This window comes from Chryseobacterium sp. OSA05B (genome assembly GCF_019970065.1).
Lineage (GTDB): Bacteria > Bacteroidota > Bacteroidia > Flavobacteriales > Weeksellaceae > Chryseobacterium.
Genome location: NZ_JAHXYH010000001.1, coordinates 133,706 through 151,718, shown reverse-complemented (window position 1 = coordinate 151,718; position 18,013 = coordinate 133,706). Strand labels below are relative to the sequence as shown.

At 37.9% G+C, this 18,013-nt stretch carries 9 protein-coding genes and 1 pseudogene; 6 read left to right on the top strand and 4 right to left on the bottom strand.

Going from position 1 to position 18,013, the window contains the following annotated elements; translation table 11 throughout:
* The first annotated feature begins 407 nt into the window (after positions 1 to 407).
* From LC419_RS00710 to LC419_RS00685, 6 genes are all read left to right on the top strand, one after another.
* Entirely contained in the window at positions 408 to 620 is a 213-nt protein-coding gene (locus LC419_RS00710; protein WP_223605531.1) for a hypothetical protein, read from the top strand.
* Between the two features lie 152 nt (positions 621 to 772).
* Positions 773 to 1,600 carry a hypothetical protein gene (locus LC419_RS00705; protein ID WP_223605530.1) on the top strand — a complete coding sequence of 276 codons (828 nt, stop codon included), beginning with the start codon at positions 773 to 775 and terminating at the stop codon, positions 1,598 to 1,600.
* 270 nt (positions 1,601 to 1,870) lie between these two features.
* Positions 1,871 to 2,716: an AraC family transcriptional regulator gene (locus LC419_RS00700; RefSeq protein WP_223605529.1), complete on the top strand. Its 846-nt coding sequence runs from the start codon at positions 1,871 to 1,873 to the stop codon at positions 2,714 to 2,716.
* Positions 2,717 to 4,292: 1,576 nt separating this feature from the next.
* Positions 4,293 to 4,715 (top strand): hypothetical protein, encoded by a 423-nt coding sequence (locus LC419_RS00695; protein WP_223605528.1) that lies wholly within the window; start codon positions 4,293 to 4,295, stop codon positions 4,713 to 4,715.
* A gap of 47 nt (positions 4,716 to 4,762) precedes the next feature.
* Positions 4,763 to 5,062, top strand: a complete 300-nt coding sequence (locus tag LC419_RS00690) for a putative quinol monooxygenase (RefSeq protein WP_223605527.1) — start codon at positions 4,763 to 4,765, stop codon at positions 5,060 to 5,062.
* A 259-nt stretch (positions 5,063 to 5,321) separates the two neighbouring features.
* On the top strand, positions 5,322 to 7,115 hold the full coding sequence (locus LC419_RS00685; RefSeq protein ID WP_223605526.1) for a lytic polysaccharide monooxygenase: 1,794 nt from the start codon (positions 5,322 to 5,324) through the stop codon (positions 7,113 to 7,115).
* Between the two features lie 601 nt (positions 7,116 to 7,716).
* Here LC419_RS00685 and LC419_RS00680 read toward each other — a convergent pair.
* The 4 genes and pseudogenes from LC419_RS00680 to LC419_RS00665 form a co-directional block, all read right to left on the bottom strand.
* A pseudogene (locus LC419_RS00680) lies at positions 7,717 to 8,471 on the bottom strand (SDR family oxidoreductase).
* Positions 8,472 to 8,558: 87 nt separating this feature from the next.
* Positions 8,559 to 9,965 (bottom strand): T9SS type A sorting domain-containing protein, encoded by a 1,407-nt coding sequence (locus tag LC419_RS00675; RefSeq protein WP_223605525.1) that lies wholly within the window; start codon positions 9,963 to 9,965, stop codon positions 8,559 to 8,561.
* Positions 9,966 to 10,016: 51 nt separating this feature from the next.
* Positions 10,017 to 10,571 (bottom strand): hypothetical protein, encoded by a 555-nt coding sequence (locus tag LC419_RS00670; RefSeq protein ID WP_223605524.1) that lies wholly within the window; start codon positions 10,569 to 10,571, stop codon positions 10,017 to 10,019.
* 144 nt (positions 10,572 to 10,715) lie between these two features.
* Positions 10,716 to 17,825 (bottom strand): hypothetical protein, encoded by a 7,110-nt coding sequence (locus LC419_RS00665; RefSeq protein WP_223605523.1) that lies wholly within the window; start codon positions 17,823 to 17,825, stop codon positions 10,716 to 10,718.
* Positions 17,826 to 18,013: the final 188 nt, after the last annotated feature.

Sequence of the window (18,013 nt, the reverse complement as noted above, 5' to 3'; positions counted from 1 at the left end):
TGATCAGTTATCGTCTTTAATTTTTGCTGTAGTATACAAGTAGAGTGTTCATTTTTGGATTTCTTTTTTATATACAGGAATTTTGGACAGGATAATTTGGGGGATTATTCGTAATCATAAAAATTTGGAATAGCTGCCCGACTTTGTCAGGTGGCTTTTTTATTTGATGGCATCAGTGAGTTGAATCTTTTAATGGCCATATCATTGATAGGTTGAAAAAGTTCAGCTTAGGATATTGATAATTTCCTTCTTCCTTTTCTACAGTTATCTGGCACATTTTCGATTCCATAGAGAAAATTATGTTAAATCACCTCAGATGTGATTGATTTTTAATCAATTGTTAATGAGTTATTTATGAGTTGGGCGTATCTGAGTAGTAGGTGATGTATAATAGTTTCAATGCAATAATGATAGATTTATTTTTTAAGGAAGTTTTATTGTTTGAGATGGTTTATTCACAACAAATACCTTCTCTTGCATGGCTCAGAAATCTTTTGAAGGATGCTGTAGAAACAGGAAAGAACGCAAAACCTGTGATTCTATTTTTGCCTACAGCAGAAGGTAAGATTGAGAAATTTGCGGTATACAGTAATAACGTTGTAAACTTTTATAATTATTAACTGAAAAAACAATCATATAAACTTTAGAGTTTACCCATTATCTGGCTACTCTTTTCAGCAAGGGACAAGCCATAGTTGAGAGGATATATAACTTAGAAAAATCCTGAAACTAATATCATATAACAGTTCTTTAAAACTTTAATATATATAACATGCCTCAAAAAGAAACCGAAGAATTACACGAACGTTTGGAGAAAATGAAAAAAACTAATTCTAATGCAAAACAGACAGATTGGCAAGAGAATACCGATTTTATAAATAAAAACGGAAAGACAAGCAGCTCTCAAAGAGAAAATCCCCAGAAAGGAAAAGGTTTACGTTTCCTCGATGCTATCATGGAAAACGGTTCTTTTATTAAAAAAGCTTTAAAATCTACTGCGATTGGGCTAGTTGCAGGATTCGCACTTGCATTACTTTTCCCACCATTGGGAATAGCTATTATGGCAATTTCTGCAATAGCCGGCATTGCTGCGATAGGTGCTAAAGTAGCGCACAATTATAATAAAACAAAGGCTGAAAACAATTATAATAAAGAGAATACTGAAACAAAGGCTGAAATATTTACTGAGATTATCCGAGAGTTAAAGGAAGAAAAATTCTCAAAAAAGGAGCAGATGAAACAACAAGAAAAAAATAATGGTATTGAAGATGATTTGGAACAGAATATTGAAATATTAACAGGGAGTACAAGAAAAAAAGTGAGAGAAGATATTACCGAAAATATGATAAAGATTGGAATGGAGAAAGGCCAAAAATTATCTTTTGATTCCATAGTAAGGAATGTTGGGACTGATCACAGTCTTGAACTTAGAAAATCTGTGATAAAAAATACTAATGAATCTGGATTAACAGTTTTTACGAAGCCATTAAATAGCCCTGATCCTAATATAAAACGAGATGCTAAAGCTCCACAATCCAAGGCACAAAAGGAAATGCAGAGTGTCAACAGAAATATGGGAATAACACGTAATAAATTCTAATTTTTACAATAAATTATATATGTAGTGCACTGAGCCATAAATTGATACGACAGTACGATATATTTTTAAGTAGAGGTTCCTGCTCCAAATATCAGAAAAACGGAAGCTTAAGAAATTATGACACGATCACCTAAAGTCAGAACTAATATGAGATATTTTTTGTCATTGTTAAACCTCATGTTTAAGCAAAATTATACTGATATTTTGTTAATATATATAGTACATAGCCGTTTGAATTTTGTGTTTTTTGCTTATAAAACAAATTATCATATGATGAATAGAGATGTTCTATACAAGCCTTATAGTATTCATTTTGAGACGATGGATGTTTTTCCAGATAAAGAAAGTCGAAAAAATTTCTTCGAGCTGGTTTTTATTTTATCAGGAACAGGAACACATTGCATAAACAAGCATAGTTTTTCATATCATAATAATCATATGTTTCTGCTCACTCCTAAGGATTGTAGTCAGTTTTGGATTGATAGCACAACTGAGTTTTTTTTTCTACAGTTTAGTGATATTTATTTAAAAGATAGTATTATTTCGAGAGAGAATATAAAACGTCTGGAATTTATCCTTGAAAATGCCAATCATAAACCGGGCTGTATTATCAAAAATCAAACAGACAAAATGTTAATTCGTCCAATTGTTGAAGCACTTATACGTGAAGGGGTTAATAGAGACTTTTATCATAATGATATTACTGCTTTATTGGTAAATAGTCTTATAGCTCTTGTAGCTCGAAATATTATTAAATATCTCCCACAGAAAATTGGGGAAACTTCTGAATCACGGATTATCAATATTCTAAATTATATTCAAGCCAATATCTATGATCCTGAGATGATTAGAGTTGAAAAGATCAGTAATATGTTTGGATTATCAGAGAATTATCTTGGAAAATACTTTAAAAAACATTGTGGAGAGACATTACAGTCCTATATCAATAATTATAAAGCAACTTTAATTGAGCACAGGTTAAAGCACAGTGATATGCGTATTAGCGAAATAGCAGATGAATTTGGTTTCACAGATGATAGTCATCTTAACAAGTTTTTTAAAGTGCAAAAAGGTAAAAGCCCCAGAACTTTCAAAATAGAATATTTACAGGGGTAATATAAAATATAAGTAATTTGTTGAGTAAATTTATAAATTGAAATCAGATAGCGAACTGTTTGAATTTTTATTTTCTGAGAAACAAAATAGGAATAGCTACATAATGTAGACTTCTCCCGAAGCTTTCTTAAAAACTTATAAAAACGGCTCCCATCTGCAAAACCAAGCTCGTCATGAATTTCGCCCAGGTGCCGGTTAATGAAACGCAGCGTGGCTTCGATAAGTTATAGCCGAATGTTAGTTATGTACTTTTTAATGCTCTCCCGTTGTGCATTTTTAAATATTTGCTGATATAATGTTCGGACATATTATAGTTCCGTCCAAATTCTACCATTCTTAGTTTTGCAGTACCATAGATATTGGCTTGAATATAATTGAGCATATCCGTAGCGCGGCTATCGGTAAACTTTTTAACCGATCAAGGTATACATTTGGCTATCTTACTTGCCACAATTACAATAAAGGCATCGACCATGCTGAAAATCAGTTCGTGATTATAGAGGTCACGGTTGACTGGCCCTGCAATCAGCGCTTCCATCAGATAACGCACATGGGCCCGTTACAAAAATTTTTAAGTATGCAGTCCGGATGATGGCTAGCGTTTTCCAAAATAAATTCCAGCCTTCTGATATCATTCAAACGAAAACCTGCACTCGTGATATAGATATCTGTAAAAAGTAAGAAGAATAATTCAATTGTTATTTCCCGGGAATGGCAGTTATCAGGAGTAATCAGAAACATATGTCCTGCACGATACTCCATCTTGTTATTATTAATATATGACAAGTCCTTCCAGAAATGATCAAAGCCAATTCAAAAAACAGATGCCTAAGTTCTTCCTTAGGATATTCATCCGGGCGTTTATATACCATTTCAAAATGTTGATAAAATTTTCCCCTTTAATTTCTATCTACAAAAGTTTAAATTAAGGTACACAATAATGAATAAACATTCTATTGAATGGCCTATTTGTACAATTTAATGCTGTAATAATACCATAGGAATATATTATAATAGTGCAATTTTGCTCTACTAAATCTTTTTAAATCATAGTTATAAGAAATATGATAAAATAGACCTGACACTCTGTTTCTTCAGCATATATGGATCGGAACAAAACATGGACTCTATCTACCATTATTCGGTTATGGAGGGAATGCACTATGGTATTTCTCAGGGACAAAGCATTGTAAAAAAACTGAGTAAAAAAGGTGATTTTGTATAATTAGTCGGATGGAGAAATGATCGTTTTTGAGGGTATATTTTACAGAGTAAAGAAAGATAGGAAATTAAATAAGAAAAGAAAAAAGACGGCTGTTCTACATGGATAATGGAGGTGTTTTTTTTTAAAAGGACAATAGGATCAATTTTAAACAATTTATAATCAAAACAGAAACATTAAACAAATATAATGAAAAACATAAATTTTTTATTTGCTATTATTACCATATTTGCCTCACAAAAGGCTTTTGGTCAAAAAAAACATGCTTTTAGTGTTAGTTATGGTATATTAAGCAACGATCAAATTGTATCGGGAATTACCGAAGCTCTTTCCTCTCCATTACAAAGCCACGATGTGAAAAATATTCGTTCGTTAGGTGCCTTGGCACTTTCGTACTATATGCCTGTTAACAACGGTAGACTGATGTTAGGTGCAAGCGCAGTCTTCGACAGGCTTGATGCGGATATCGTAAACAGATCCACCAATAAGAAAGAGAGCAAAAAATCTATTACAGCCATTACTGTGGCGGGGGAAGGAAAGTATAAATACACCAACAATCCCCAATTTAATATTTATGGCCTAGTAGGTGTGGGTTACACGTTTGGCAATGCGAGCTATGATACCAACCCTACTATTGAGGACAATGCCAATTACAACCATTTCAACTTTCAGTTCAGTCCTCTGGGTTTGGAATACGGAACAGATTTTAAGGGAATACTCGAACTGGGTATAGGTTATAAAGGGATTGCAAGTGCGGGAGTACAGTATAATTTTTAAGCAACAATTACTAAAATACTAGACATGTATTCTAATATTAAAATATAATGGAAAAACTTTTTATATCTATCGCCATTATCAAGGCAAAAACAGGCAAAGCTGAGGCACTAAAACAGGAACTTTTAAAATTGATAAACCCGACCCGTATAGAAGAGGGCTGTTTGGAATACATTCTTTTTGAGGATGAAGACGTGCCTGGAACTTTTTACATGAGGGAAACATTTGTCAATCAGCATGCTTTTGAAGTGCATGTTCAAACCGCACATTTTTTAAATTTTTCATCACAATTAGATAGTTTGGCAGATGGTGGTGTAAAGCCAATTAAGCTTGTACAGATATCACATTAAGCCCAAATTACCTCTATACAACAAATGGCTTTTTATCGCATTTACTGTATATATTGTTCGGCCATTTCTCCAAAACTTTCATCTATTGGTTTAGGATCCGGATGTGCGAAATAACAAATATATATTGCTTTATTGCGGTTTCTGTGAGATAATGGGCAAGATATCAGACTTCATCCAAACGGTCTCGGTTTGGAAAAACATATATACACCAGTTGGGGAAGCCATTCTTTTAAATAGACACATATTAAAATATTATTATATGATTAAAAACAAATTTTTATTTTTGGTTAAGGTAATTGGAATTCTGATGATTTCCACTTCCTACATTCTGGCTCATGGATACGTGATGAGCCCGGCATCGAGAAATTACCAGGGAAGTCTGGACAAAGGGATCCTGGGATATTCCGCCGCTTATGCAAAGTATGGCACGGTTATTAATGAGCCTCAATCCCTGGAATACCTGAAAGGGTTTCCGCTTGGAGGACCGGCTGACGGAAAAATAGCATCCGCAAACGGTATTATGGGTGATACCGTATTGGATTTACAAACTGCTGACCGCTGGAAAAAAACCAACATCTCAACAGGGGTAAATTCATTTATGTGGAAATATACAGCCTATCACTCCACAACAAAATGGCATTATTACATGACCAAGACGGGATGGAACCCCAATCAGCCACTTAAACGTGCAGATCTTGAGCTTATCGGGACCGTTAATGGTAACGCTTTACCTCCTACTGATAATACACCACACCAAATCACAGTGCCTCAAAACCGGCAGGGGTATCACATTATCTTAGCTGTTTGGGATATTGAAGATACAGTGAATGCCTTCTATAACGTTATTGATGTCAATGTAGGCACGTCAGTAGTAAATCCCACAGCTCCCGCTACTCCTACAGGTTTAGCTGCCCATAATATAACAGGTACTACCGCTCAGATTACATGGACAGCCCAGCCGGATGCGGCATCGTATATTGTTTTCAAAAACAGCCAGCAGGTTCAGGAGGTGAGTGGTGCAGTTTTCCAGGATCAGGGACTTACTCCCAATACTGCATATTCTTATAAAGTACAGGCAAAATCAGCTTCAGGGCTTACTTCCGCACAAAGTGCAGCATTAAACATACAGACATCTGCCGCCAACACAATAGAAAAACCAACTGCTCCCGCACATCTCCATTCTATGGGAACAACGACCCATTCAGCTTCACTGATGTGGGGGCCTTCCACCCATTCGCAAGGTATCCAGCATTATGAGATCTTCCAGCATGGCGTAAAGGTAGCTCAAACCACGACGACACAGTATGATGTGACAGGATTGTCTGCCGACACCCAGTATAAGTTTACCGTGAAAGCTATTTCCCAGAACAACATAAGTTCTGACCCGAGTAATGAACTATCGGTAAAAACCAATCAAAATACAGAAACAGGACATATATATTGCGGTTCTGAGGTTTATAATGCCTCCAATGCCTATCCTACAGCCAATACCCATGTTTTTTACCAGTGCAGAATCTGGAAAAATAAATGGTATGCCAATCCCAATGAAGTTCCGGGTGTCAATCTCGTTTGGGAAGAAGTTAGTGTATGTACTGAAGGTCCGGACTGTCAAAACACCCAGCCTGTAACGTACTGCGGATCCCAGGAATACAACCCTGCAAAGGCCTATGCTACTTCCGGAACAAAAGTTTTCTATGCCTGTAAAATATGGGAGAATCAGTGGTATGCCAACACGGGAGAAATACCTGGCCAAAATATGGTATGGAAGCTTGTAAGCAGCTGCAATGAAGGCGTAAATTGTACGGAGGCAAAATCCGCTGTTCAGGACAAATTGTCATTCATAGTATCAGACAACGTATTGAATCTGGAACCTGTAAGCTCCTACGAAAAAATTGAGGAAGTGAAAATTTTTGATATCCGTGGGACATTGATCTTATCTTTTTCAAAGCCAGTTAAGAACAGCATGAACATCAGTAGTCTTCCATCCGGAATATATTTTACCGGAATCGTTTATTCTGATAAGACTTACATGACCAAAACATTTAAAAAATAAAATTTGGATTATGAAGCGCGTACTAAATCTTGTTTCGGTATTGGGAATTGTTATTTGAAGATGAAGATGAAAATGAAAATGATGCGGATTGCTTGGGAGAGTCTATTTCAGTATCTCTTAAATCAGATCCAGATCCAGATAATAATAAAAAAGTAGTTTTTCCATAATTACAGCAGCGGTAAAACAGTAAGTTCTATAAATTAGGAATTTGAAGGTGAAAACCAAAGTACCGCAACTGTTAAATCTGTAACGCATACCTATAACAGTGACGGAGGCTTCAATGTGAAACTCATGTGAAACTTAACAGTGGGAGAATGTATGATTTCTCCGGCAAAAATGTAAAAATAAATTAATATACAATATCGATTCGGATATCCCTTCCAATCAACTAAAATTAGATTAACGATTATTGTTGATAATGAACATACATTCCATATTTACATCCGGTAAACTGAGGGATTATAAAATTTACCGGATAAGGAGGAGACTACTTGTAGTCTCCTCCCTTTTTGATATAATTTATTTGTATAGTGGATAAGTTACAATATTTCAATTGCAGCTATTTTTATTTTGTGTAAGAAACTGGGTAATCAATTAGTACTTATCTTGTGGTATAACGGCCATTGGCGAAAATAGTCTGTCCGGTAATCCACCAACCATCAGAAACCAGAAACTCAACAAGAGGAGCGATATCTTTAATATCGGTAAGCCCGCCTAATGCTGATGCAGATTTATGATAGGCTACTGCATCATCACTTTCCTGCCCATAGAAAAATGGTGTATCCATTGGGCCCGGCGCAACAGCTGTTACAGATATACCACGCTCTCCAAACTCTTTAGAAGCTGCTCTTGTAAAATGCTCAATAGGCGCTTTCATCCCCTCATAAGTGGAATAAAATCCGGTATACGCTGCAAGTAAAGACGTTACAATAGTACAGATTTTTCCATTATCATTCAGTTTTTTACCTGCTTCCTGAATAAAGAAATAGGCCACTTTTGAATTGATATTGCTCATGCTGTCATATTCTGCTTCTGTGGTATCTACAAAAGGCTTCTTTAGTACCATTCCTACTGTATTGATGGCAATATCTATTCCTCCGAATTTTGAAATCGTTTCATCAAAAAAGCGGGTAATATTTTCTATTTTGGTTAAATCCTCCTGAAAGATGAATGCTTCAGCTCCCAATGCTTTTACTTCTTCCAATGTTTTTTCTGCATCAGGTTTTGTAGCATCGCTATTGTAATGGATAGACAATTTTGCGCCTTTTGCAGCAAAGTTTCTGCTTAGAAGTCCTCCTAAATTTTTGCACCTCCGGCAATTAATACAACCTTGTTTTGTAAATCATTTTTTTGCATAATGAATTTTTTTTATTGATATTGTGTTTATGAATCATAAACAGCTTCTGATTCCAGAAGCTGTCATGTTGTCTGATAATGAATGGTTTATTTTTTTATGAGTTTGAAGCTTTGAGCTTCGTTATTGGCATGTATAAAATAAATACCTGCTGGCAGATCGGAAATATTGATAGTGGATTGATGATCAACATTGGAGATCAATTTTACTAGTAAGCCATTTGAATTGTAGATTTTGACTTGCTGTAGGTTTCCCGGATATTTTACATGCACAATATCTTTAGCGGGGTTAGGGTAGAGGCTGATTTTACTTTCTTTAGTATCTGTTTCATTGGTATTCAGAACCGCAGAGCAAACAACCTGGGTAGGAACTTTGCTATCTGCTGATACACCATCGCCATTACCTAACTGATAAAGGTTATCTGCTCCCCAAGACCTTAATGAAGTATCCTTCTTAACGGCTCCAAAATGAAAAGCTCCAACACGGAGTGCCAATGTTTTCCAGTTTTTATCGGTTCCGATTTGTTGTGGTGCTAAATTATAAGTGTCTGCAGTAGTCCCTCCGGTGATTCCGTTATGATTGACTCCAAATGCATACATACTATTATCATTTTTAATAATAGCTGAAGCATCCCAGGAAGTAGCAATTTGTTTATAATTAAAAGTAGGTTCAACTGCCTGTGGTGTATAGAAAAACTGAGCTCCGGCCCCTGCTATTCCTAATCTTCCATTAGCGCTGGATCCCCATCCCCAAAGTTTTCCTGTAGTTTTAAGTCCTAAAACGTGATAAACTCCACAAGAAACATCTTTCCAGTTTGTATCAGTTCCTATTTGAGCAAAATTAGATGCTGCTCCAGCTGTAACGCCGGTACCTGTTTGTCCTTGTACATTGGCTCCGCAAGACCAAAGAGTTCCGTTGGTTTTGATCCCGAATGAGTTATAATATCCCGCAGATGCTTTGTCCCAATCTGTAGAAAGAGATGCTTCTTGCTGCCATATATTATAATAGCCAACAAGTGTTCCATTACCCAGGTTTCCCCACTCATTATACCCTGTTCCCCACATTGTACCATCTGTTTTTACAATCATTGAGTGATGATAACCTGCTGAAAATGACTTTACATTTTGGGCAATCATTATGGGAGAATATTGAGCTGTATTGTTTCCATTTCCTAAATTACCGAATTGATTGTCTCCCCATCCGTAAAGGTTGTTGTTGGATTTTTTTGCCAAAACAAACCAGCGGCCCACGGATATGTCAGTCCAGTCATTATCTGTTCCTATCTGGGTAGGATGCTGTACAATGGTCACTGTTCCGGAGCCATTTCCCAGAATACTATTGATATTCTGTCCCCACATCCAAAGTGTTCCATCCTCTTTTAAGGCTACACTGAAAGTTTCTCCCTGTGAAAACTTTTTCCACCCGGTTAAAGAGCATTGAGCATTCATCGCATTATTGTGGTTTTGTCTGTTTTTAAATGATGTAATGTGTACCATAGTTTTAATTTTTTATTTGTGAATTTGAAAAGTTATAATATGAGAATAGTTTTAAGGTTTCCAGAAAGACCATACTTTACCATTGTATACCGCAAGCTGTTTTTTTGTGGTATCGTATACCATCATTCCCGGTGCCGGATTGATGATATTGAGGTGTGGGCTGCTTACCTTGGGAAGAATCATTGCTTTATTAGAATCTGTTAAAACCAGTATTCCGGCTGTGGTATCATCAGTTGCTCCATTAGCTCCGATTGTTGTTTTTGCTTTGGATTGCTCTGTTTTATCTAATCCCTGTATAGAAAGATCTGCAGTTCCTGTTGTGGCCGCTGTACCATCATCCTCACTAAGGTTAGCCCATACGCCTGAAGCTTTCAGGTATTTTACTTTATGATCTGTTGTGTCGTAGATCGTACTTCCTTCTACAGTAATATTGCTTTTATCTGTTATGTAGGGAAGGATCAATCCTCTGTTTTCAGTATTCGCAAATTCCAAAGAAACAGATGCATTGGTAATATTCTGTTTCCCGACTGCAACTTGAGCTTTTGTTGTGCCGGCAGCCAGCATCAATAAAGATGATAATGCTGTTTTTATATTGTTTTTAATCATTTTATTACATTTTGTGTTCATGAAATAGATTTGTTGATTCAGTGAAATCATCTCTGATTTTATTTTCAAATATTTCTTAATAGTTAGTAAACCGACAATAGCTCTGATTATCTACTGCCGGCTACTAACTTTAATTAAGCTTTATTAATCCGGGCAGGTTTGTGTAGTGATACAGTGCCATGCCATAGAAGTATCACCTTCTTTTAAGGTATACATCTTCATACATTTGTTGGTTGAATCATACAGCATCATGCCCTCTACAAAGTTGGAAGGATTGATGCCTACAGGATTACCAGCGTTGAAAGCAACTCTATTAGGAACGAAACCTTTAGTTTTTGCTTCCAATGCTATCCAGCCTCCTTTTCTGATCATCGGCCAGTTATCTTGTTGCGCTCCGGCTCTGCTAAGGGCAGTGATACCAACTTTGGTGTCTAAAGGGGTACCGGTTGTAATTCCTGGTTTATAGCAGAATGGTGCGATGCAAGCATTGATGGTAGCGTCTTGAGAGCTTCCTATAGCCTGTCCGGTTCCTGCAATGGTAGGTATTCCTAGTGTTGTAGCGGTACTACCCACTGTGTTACCGAGGTTTTGGTTGACAGGTCCTGCTGTTCCTGTATAAGTAGGTCCGGTATTTCCACCTGGTAAAGAGGAGTTGACAAGGTTAATTGTATTAAAACCTCCTGTTCCTTCTCTTGCATCAGGACAGCCGTCACCATCACTATCAAGATCTAGATAGTCTGGTATTTTATCACCATCTGTATCTCTTTTGGCACAGATATTAGCGATATGATATTCCGGCGTAGTACCGTTGGAACCCGTAAAAGTAGCTTCCACTTTGCTTATTTGTATTCCCGGAACGGAGATTTCTACATAATTGAGATTGGAAACCGCATCACTATTACGGGTCGTAGCTATTTTAACACCATACGTTGCATCTGTTGTAAAGGTTGTGCTGCCAGCTACAACTTCTGTTTTTACAGTAGCATATGGTAAAAGATTGGAAATTCTGTTACCAGCCTGATCGTATAAATTAATATTTACCTTCTCAAGACCATCTAAATCTGCTACCCAAAATTTAAAATTATCTACCGGCAGATCGAATTCATAGGTTACCTTATTGTTATTGACTCTCGGGTCTACACCACTCATGTTAAACTGAGCGACAGGAGAAGCCCAACGTTGAGCAACAGCTGTTGATGATAATTTAAAATCAAAACCTTTAATACCGTTAAAATCGGTAAAGTTGTAGTTCATGACATGATCCGTGGTTAATACAGATGCCGGGATGGAGGCTTTGTCACATATATACCCTTCATTGGTATTCAAAATACCATCATTATCACTATCCAGATCACACATGTCAGCAATACCATCACCATCGGAATCTGGTCCATAGCAAGGATCCATCGCAAATGTGACGAATTTACCTTCTGCTACATTTTGGTTGTATACCCATTTTGAAGCAGCGTTAGATGTAGGATTAACTACGGTAACGTTAGTAGTAAAAGCCGCATCATCTGCTATCAGCATTACCATCATACCCGAAGTCGTATTAAATGTACCACTGTTATACGATGTAAGATCTGCTTCGAAGAATAATGCACCTGCATCTGCTTTTTTCTCCTGTGCCATCCATATTCTTTGAATTCTCTTATAAGTATGTGTTCCTATTGTAAGATCTACTGGAGTAGCAATTGTATTCGCGTTATCACCCAAAAGGAAATATGTTTTGTCGTTTACAAACCCGGTACGTGTTGCATCCTGATTTGGATTTACAAAATCGTTGGTAGTAGCAAGGGTAAGTATTGTTCCTGGATTTATACTTTTTGATACTTTCTGTTCAAAGACTTCAATATCATCTCTTGATACACCAAAAATATTATTGTTATAAATGGTGTTGGCTGCTCCGTTCCATACTATATTTCCGTCAGTATCCAGGTAATGGTCTGTATTGACACGACCTAAAGTTATCCCATACTTTATCGCTAAGTATGAATCCACTCTTCTTCGTTCTAGAGCTGTTAAGTTACCTGCTCCATAAATAATAGTTTCACCGAGACTACCAATAAAACCTCCGTTGTCACTTCCGCTGCCTGTCCAACGGGTATCTCCAAATACATGACCTCCTAAACCTAAGCCTACTGCTGTATAATTTGCTGTAGTTGCATTAGCTGCACCGTTAAGCCCTCTTGCCAATGCAGTATTGGTAAAGGTATTATACATAATACTCGGAATGGTAGCAGAATAAAGTAAGCCAGAGTTAACCATTTGTGTTCCACCGCCTACAACTCTTCTTTCTATGACATTGGTAGTAGGGTATATTCCCATGTAGTCCCAATTGCTAATAGTGGTATTGATATTATCCATTCCTACACTCAGGAAGTGAGGGTTCGGGCTACCTGGTGCGGTCATGCCTTCTTTGGTAACCGTAAATACATCATTACTCGTGTTCGTAAATGTTTGTGTATCTATATTACCTAATGTCTGATTAATAGCTGTAAAGTTAATTCCCGGATTGAAGTTGAAGTAACTTGATGTACCTGCAGCATATTTAGGAAGTGCATTGGTCACTCTTTGTGAAACTGTTGTTCCGTTCCACATATCCGTCCACCCTGTTACATCTGTTGTTGCTCCGGTATTCACTGCGTTTTTATCGGCTCTGTACCAGTAAGAAAGATTGGTAGCAACTCCTCCGGGAGCATTTCCGAAACCGGCAAATGTGAAGAATTGCCCGTTCGCTAATGTTGCAGTGGTTGTGTTATATACTACGCCATTGATGGTAACTTCCGTTATCATGGGTGTAAAAGTATCCGTTCCATCAAAAACGGCATCCGGAGACTGTACCAAATACAGATTTTTTACCCCCTTAGGCCATGCTAGTGTTACAGTTCCTACACTATTTGTATTCTGTACTTTCCAAATGGATTCAAAGCGGTAGTTGGTTGTTCCGTTAGAACCAGCTGTATAAGTAAGTGGAGTAGCTAGGCTCTGTTTCAGACCGTTATCACCTGTTAAAAGGAATTGACCCTCTGTAAGGTTGTTGGGATTGGTGGCATTGGAATCCAATAAAGAGGTTCCATTACCAATAACAAGCTTCTGGCCTGTTGCTGTACTGGTTGCCTGTTTTTGGTGCAATGCTGAGGAATTATCTCTTGCCAGACCAAATATATTATTGTTGTAGCCTGTGTTGTTGTTTATGCTCCATACAATGCTACTGCTTGCAGTAAGATAATCTTCCGTAGCAGTCACCCCGTTCTTAATAGCAAGATAGGAATTCACCCTGGATTGCTCATCGGCCGTAAGGACACGATTATACCATACAATTTCCATAAGATCACCCGGGAAAGCACCGTTAACATCCCATATAGCATAACCTAATCTTAGGTTTGTCCCATAGATCTGGAATTTATTAGATGCAGCAAAACCTGAAAAGACCTGATAAGAACCATTGAGTCCCAATCTTTTTTCTCCTCCGGCGATACTGGAAGTCCCTCCGTTTGCAATGGTATTATTGGCCAATGCTGAAAATACATTAGACTGTCCAATATTGAACGGTGTAGAGAAATCGGATGATGTGGTTGTATTAAAAAACTCATATTGCCTAGGATTTCCGGCTGCTGTAATGGAAACTCCCGGTTCTGCAGCGTAGGCAGCATCATTATCTATACCTATGATACGTCCGGCTGAGGAGTCAGCTGGTCTCAGTGCCGAGAAAATAGAAGTATTGGTATTAGCCAATTCTACATTGCCCAACGGATTCATTGCTGAATTGTTATTATGGAAATACTTGGCGGAAGTATATCCTGTGGTATATGGATAGAAATTATGACTTCTGTCCGCTGCCGATAAAGTTACCCCTCCCACGTTCGGGATATTGTCTTCATTTATAGAATTATCCTTCCATGCCGTGGCAATTACTCCCGCATCGTCTGATTTTACCCAGAAATCAGCACCCATAACTCCTCCTGGTGCTTGTGCAAAACCTGCAAAGGTGAAGAATTGTCCATTGGTTAAGGTTACATTCGTTGTGTTATATACTACACCATTGATAGTAACTTCTGTTACCATAGGAGTAAAGGTATCTGTACCATCAAAGACAGCATCAGATGATTGTACTAAGTATAGATTGCTTACGCTTTTAGGCCATGCTACCGTAACCGTTCCTACAGTATTTGTATTTTGTACTTTCCAGATAGATTCAAAACGGTAGTTGGTTACGCCGTTAGAACCTGCTGTATAAGAAAGGGGAGTAGTTAGCGTTTGTTTCAAACCATTGTCACCCGTTAAAAGAAATTGTCCTTCTGTAAGGATGTTTGCATTGGCAGCATTAGTATTAGCGAGTGAGCTTCCTGCACCTATGATCAATTTTTGATTAGGGTTTTCGCTTCGTGATTGTTTTTGATATAAAGTAGAAAGATTATCTCTTCCGATCCCTATCATATTATTCTGATAAGCTACGGTATTATTCCAGATAATATTATTTGTAGAATTTACATAATCTCCTGTAAGAGTTGTTCCCCATTTAACAGAAAGATAAGAGTCTACACGTGCTTTTTCTGATGCCGTAAGAGGTGTTGCAAATACAATAATCTCATTGATCTGCCCGTCATGACTTCCCCAATTGGTATCACGTCCTATTCTGAAAACACGGGTTGTTGCATTATCAGTTGCATTGACGTTAATATCCGTATTATTATAAACATATTCGTTGCCGTCTAACCATGCTTTAGCAAGTGAGTATGCTGCTGTAGCTCCTGCTGCATTCAGCCATGAAGAACCTGCTACGAAGGGCTTTTTCGCTGCAAACAAATTGGTGGATAATGTAGTGTAGCCACTTCCTGCTGTGTAAAATAACAGTTTGTCTGTAGTTGCATTATTAGAAATATGCAGACCCGGATAATCCATTGACTGATCAAAACCTGCTAATCCTGCAGCACCAAGGGTATTCATTTTACCGGCAATATAGATGCTTCCCTGTGCACGGTTGATAATAGCGTTTCCTGCACCAGGGTCTGCGGCCATAAAGCCTCCCTGTCCTGTTGTATGCCCTACTGAGATAAAAGTCACAGTTGGGTTGAAGTTAGCCAATGTGCTCTGGTTGGAGAAGATAGGTTTCTGTGCAGCTGTAGCCTGAACAAGATGATATCCTGTACCCATCTGATCATTCCACTGCTGAATGGCAGAATTGTCTGCTGCTACAGTTGTACCAGGATCAGAATACACAGCGGCATCTGCTTTATACCATACAGCGGCATTTACTCCTCCGGGTGATAGTGCAGTAACATTAACAGAAGCGTCACTGGTGCTCACACAAGTACCGGTAGTAACTGTCCAGCGAAAATTATAAGTTCCTGCATGATTTAGTCCTGTAACATTCGTATTGTAGGCTGTTGGTGTTACAATGACAGGATTGGCTGCTCCGGCTGGCTTTGATACCAAAGTCCAGACTCCTGTAGAGGTTATCCCTGGATTATTTCCATTAAGAGTCGTTTGGGCGGATCCTACTAATATTTGGGCAGATCCTGCATTAGCACCTACTTGCTGGGATACAAATATCGAAAATGTATCTTCCAAAGATGTTCCCGAACAGGCATATTCTAAGCTAATAAATCTTGGATCTACACCCCCCGCATCTGGAACTGCTTTTATTTTGAAAACATATTCTCCTTCTTTATTTAAGTTACTAATAGTTGTAGAAGTATTGGTAAATTTCCTAAGGTTTGTTGATTCGTAAACAGGATCGGCTGCACCTGAAGGCTTAGAGATCAGTGTAAAATCATATCTCCCACTAAAATTCTGGAAGTAACTAGGATTTGCAGCAATTTCCTGATAAACAGAAGGGAGTGCTACGGTAGCAGATGTGGTACCAGAACCGGAATAACATATTGTCATGTCATTTACGTCAACATTAGGACGAGATCCATCAGATATATGAAGATAATAACTTTGAGATATATTGCAGGCTCCTGAAGTAGTGCTTATGGAAAATCGATAAGTGCCTGCTCTCCATCCGCCTGCGGGAGGCGTTAATGTAGCACTTCTGTTCAGTGTTCCTGCTCCGTTTTCCACTATTCCTGGAGCGCCACCAGATGGAATTGTACCACTTATCGTTACTTTTGTGATAATAGTTGGTAAGTTGGTAGGATCGATCTTAAAATAAAAAGAGATAGGGGTATTAGAACCAACCATATTACAATAGACTGCACCTCCACTACTCCCGGAGGAATATGCTTGCATCTGATTAGGGTATGCAGAGTCTAAAAAGCTTACCTGATTAGGTGATGTACCATTATAGGTGTAGGTAATTTGAGGGGTGGTATAGGTGCCGTTAGAATTGGTAATAGTGATAGTGAATACATAGGTTCCTATTGCATTTACTCCATTGAAGTATAGATTAGTTCCTGTTATTTCTTTAAAGGAAATATTTCCGCCAATAGGCTGGCTTATCGGATTAATAGATACTGTTGTACCAAAAGATGGATTACCAGAAACATTAGGATAGCTAGTTGCAAATACAGGAGAGTTGGAAGCTAAACCGATATAACGATCATTATTTGTTGAAGAGTAACAATGGCTGTATGTTGCATTAAATATGAGATTCTGGTTGGGAACAAATCTAACTATAGCATCATCTTCATACCAACAACTAGGATTATTAATAGAAGTAATTCTTAACACTGCACGATAAGCAGGATCTGTATCATGATTTGCTTTTTTTATAAGAGTGAGTGTTGGATTTGCCGTATTGGTATTAGACATGGTAGCATTAGTCGTCGTAGTATCATTATAACGTTCTTTATCGAGAATGTTATAATACGTCCATGAAGCGGTATATCCTGCAGGTATAGTAGCATTAAGTGCAGCTACTCCTGTGGTTGCAGGTATACCAGTAATATCAGGCCCTGCTGTAAAGCCTGTAGTTGCTCCCGGTGCCGTAAGGGTTACCTGTGAAGTTACTGTCCCGGATGGACTGCAGTTCTGTGAAACTTGAAATACATAATTTCCGGGATAGGTCATTCCTGTAACAACGGGTGTTAAAGAATTAATATTACTGATCACCGGATCAGGTGCGCCTGAGGGTTTGGATACGATTGTCCAGACGGGATTTCCGCTCGTACTGGCGGAGTTGCCCTGTAGGGTGTAGGATGTGCCACATATCGTAGCATTTCCTCCCGCATTTACGCTGCACTGTGCGTAAAGTATCATATTGCCCCAAAAGAGCAATAGGATAAAAAGTAATTTTTGGTTTTTCATTATTTGAATTTGCTTTTAATTCATATGGAAATGATACCATCCCATGATGGAGTCATTATAAAAATTCCAATAACATTTAATATTGTATTGGGAATATGCATGTTACCTGATTAATTTTCCCAAAAGGAAATAGCATATCCTGTTTGCGTCGGAATGATCCGGCAAAATGTACTGAGACTTCACTTTTC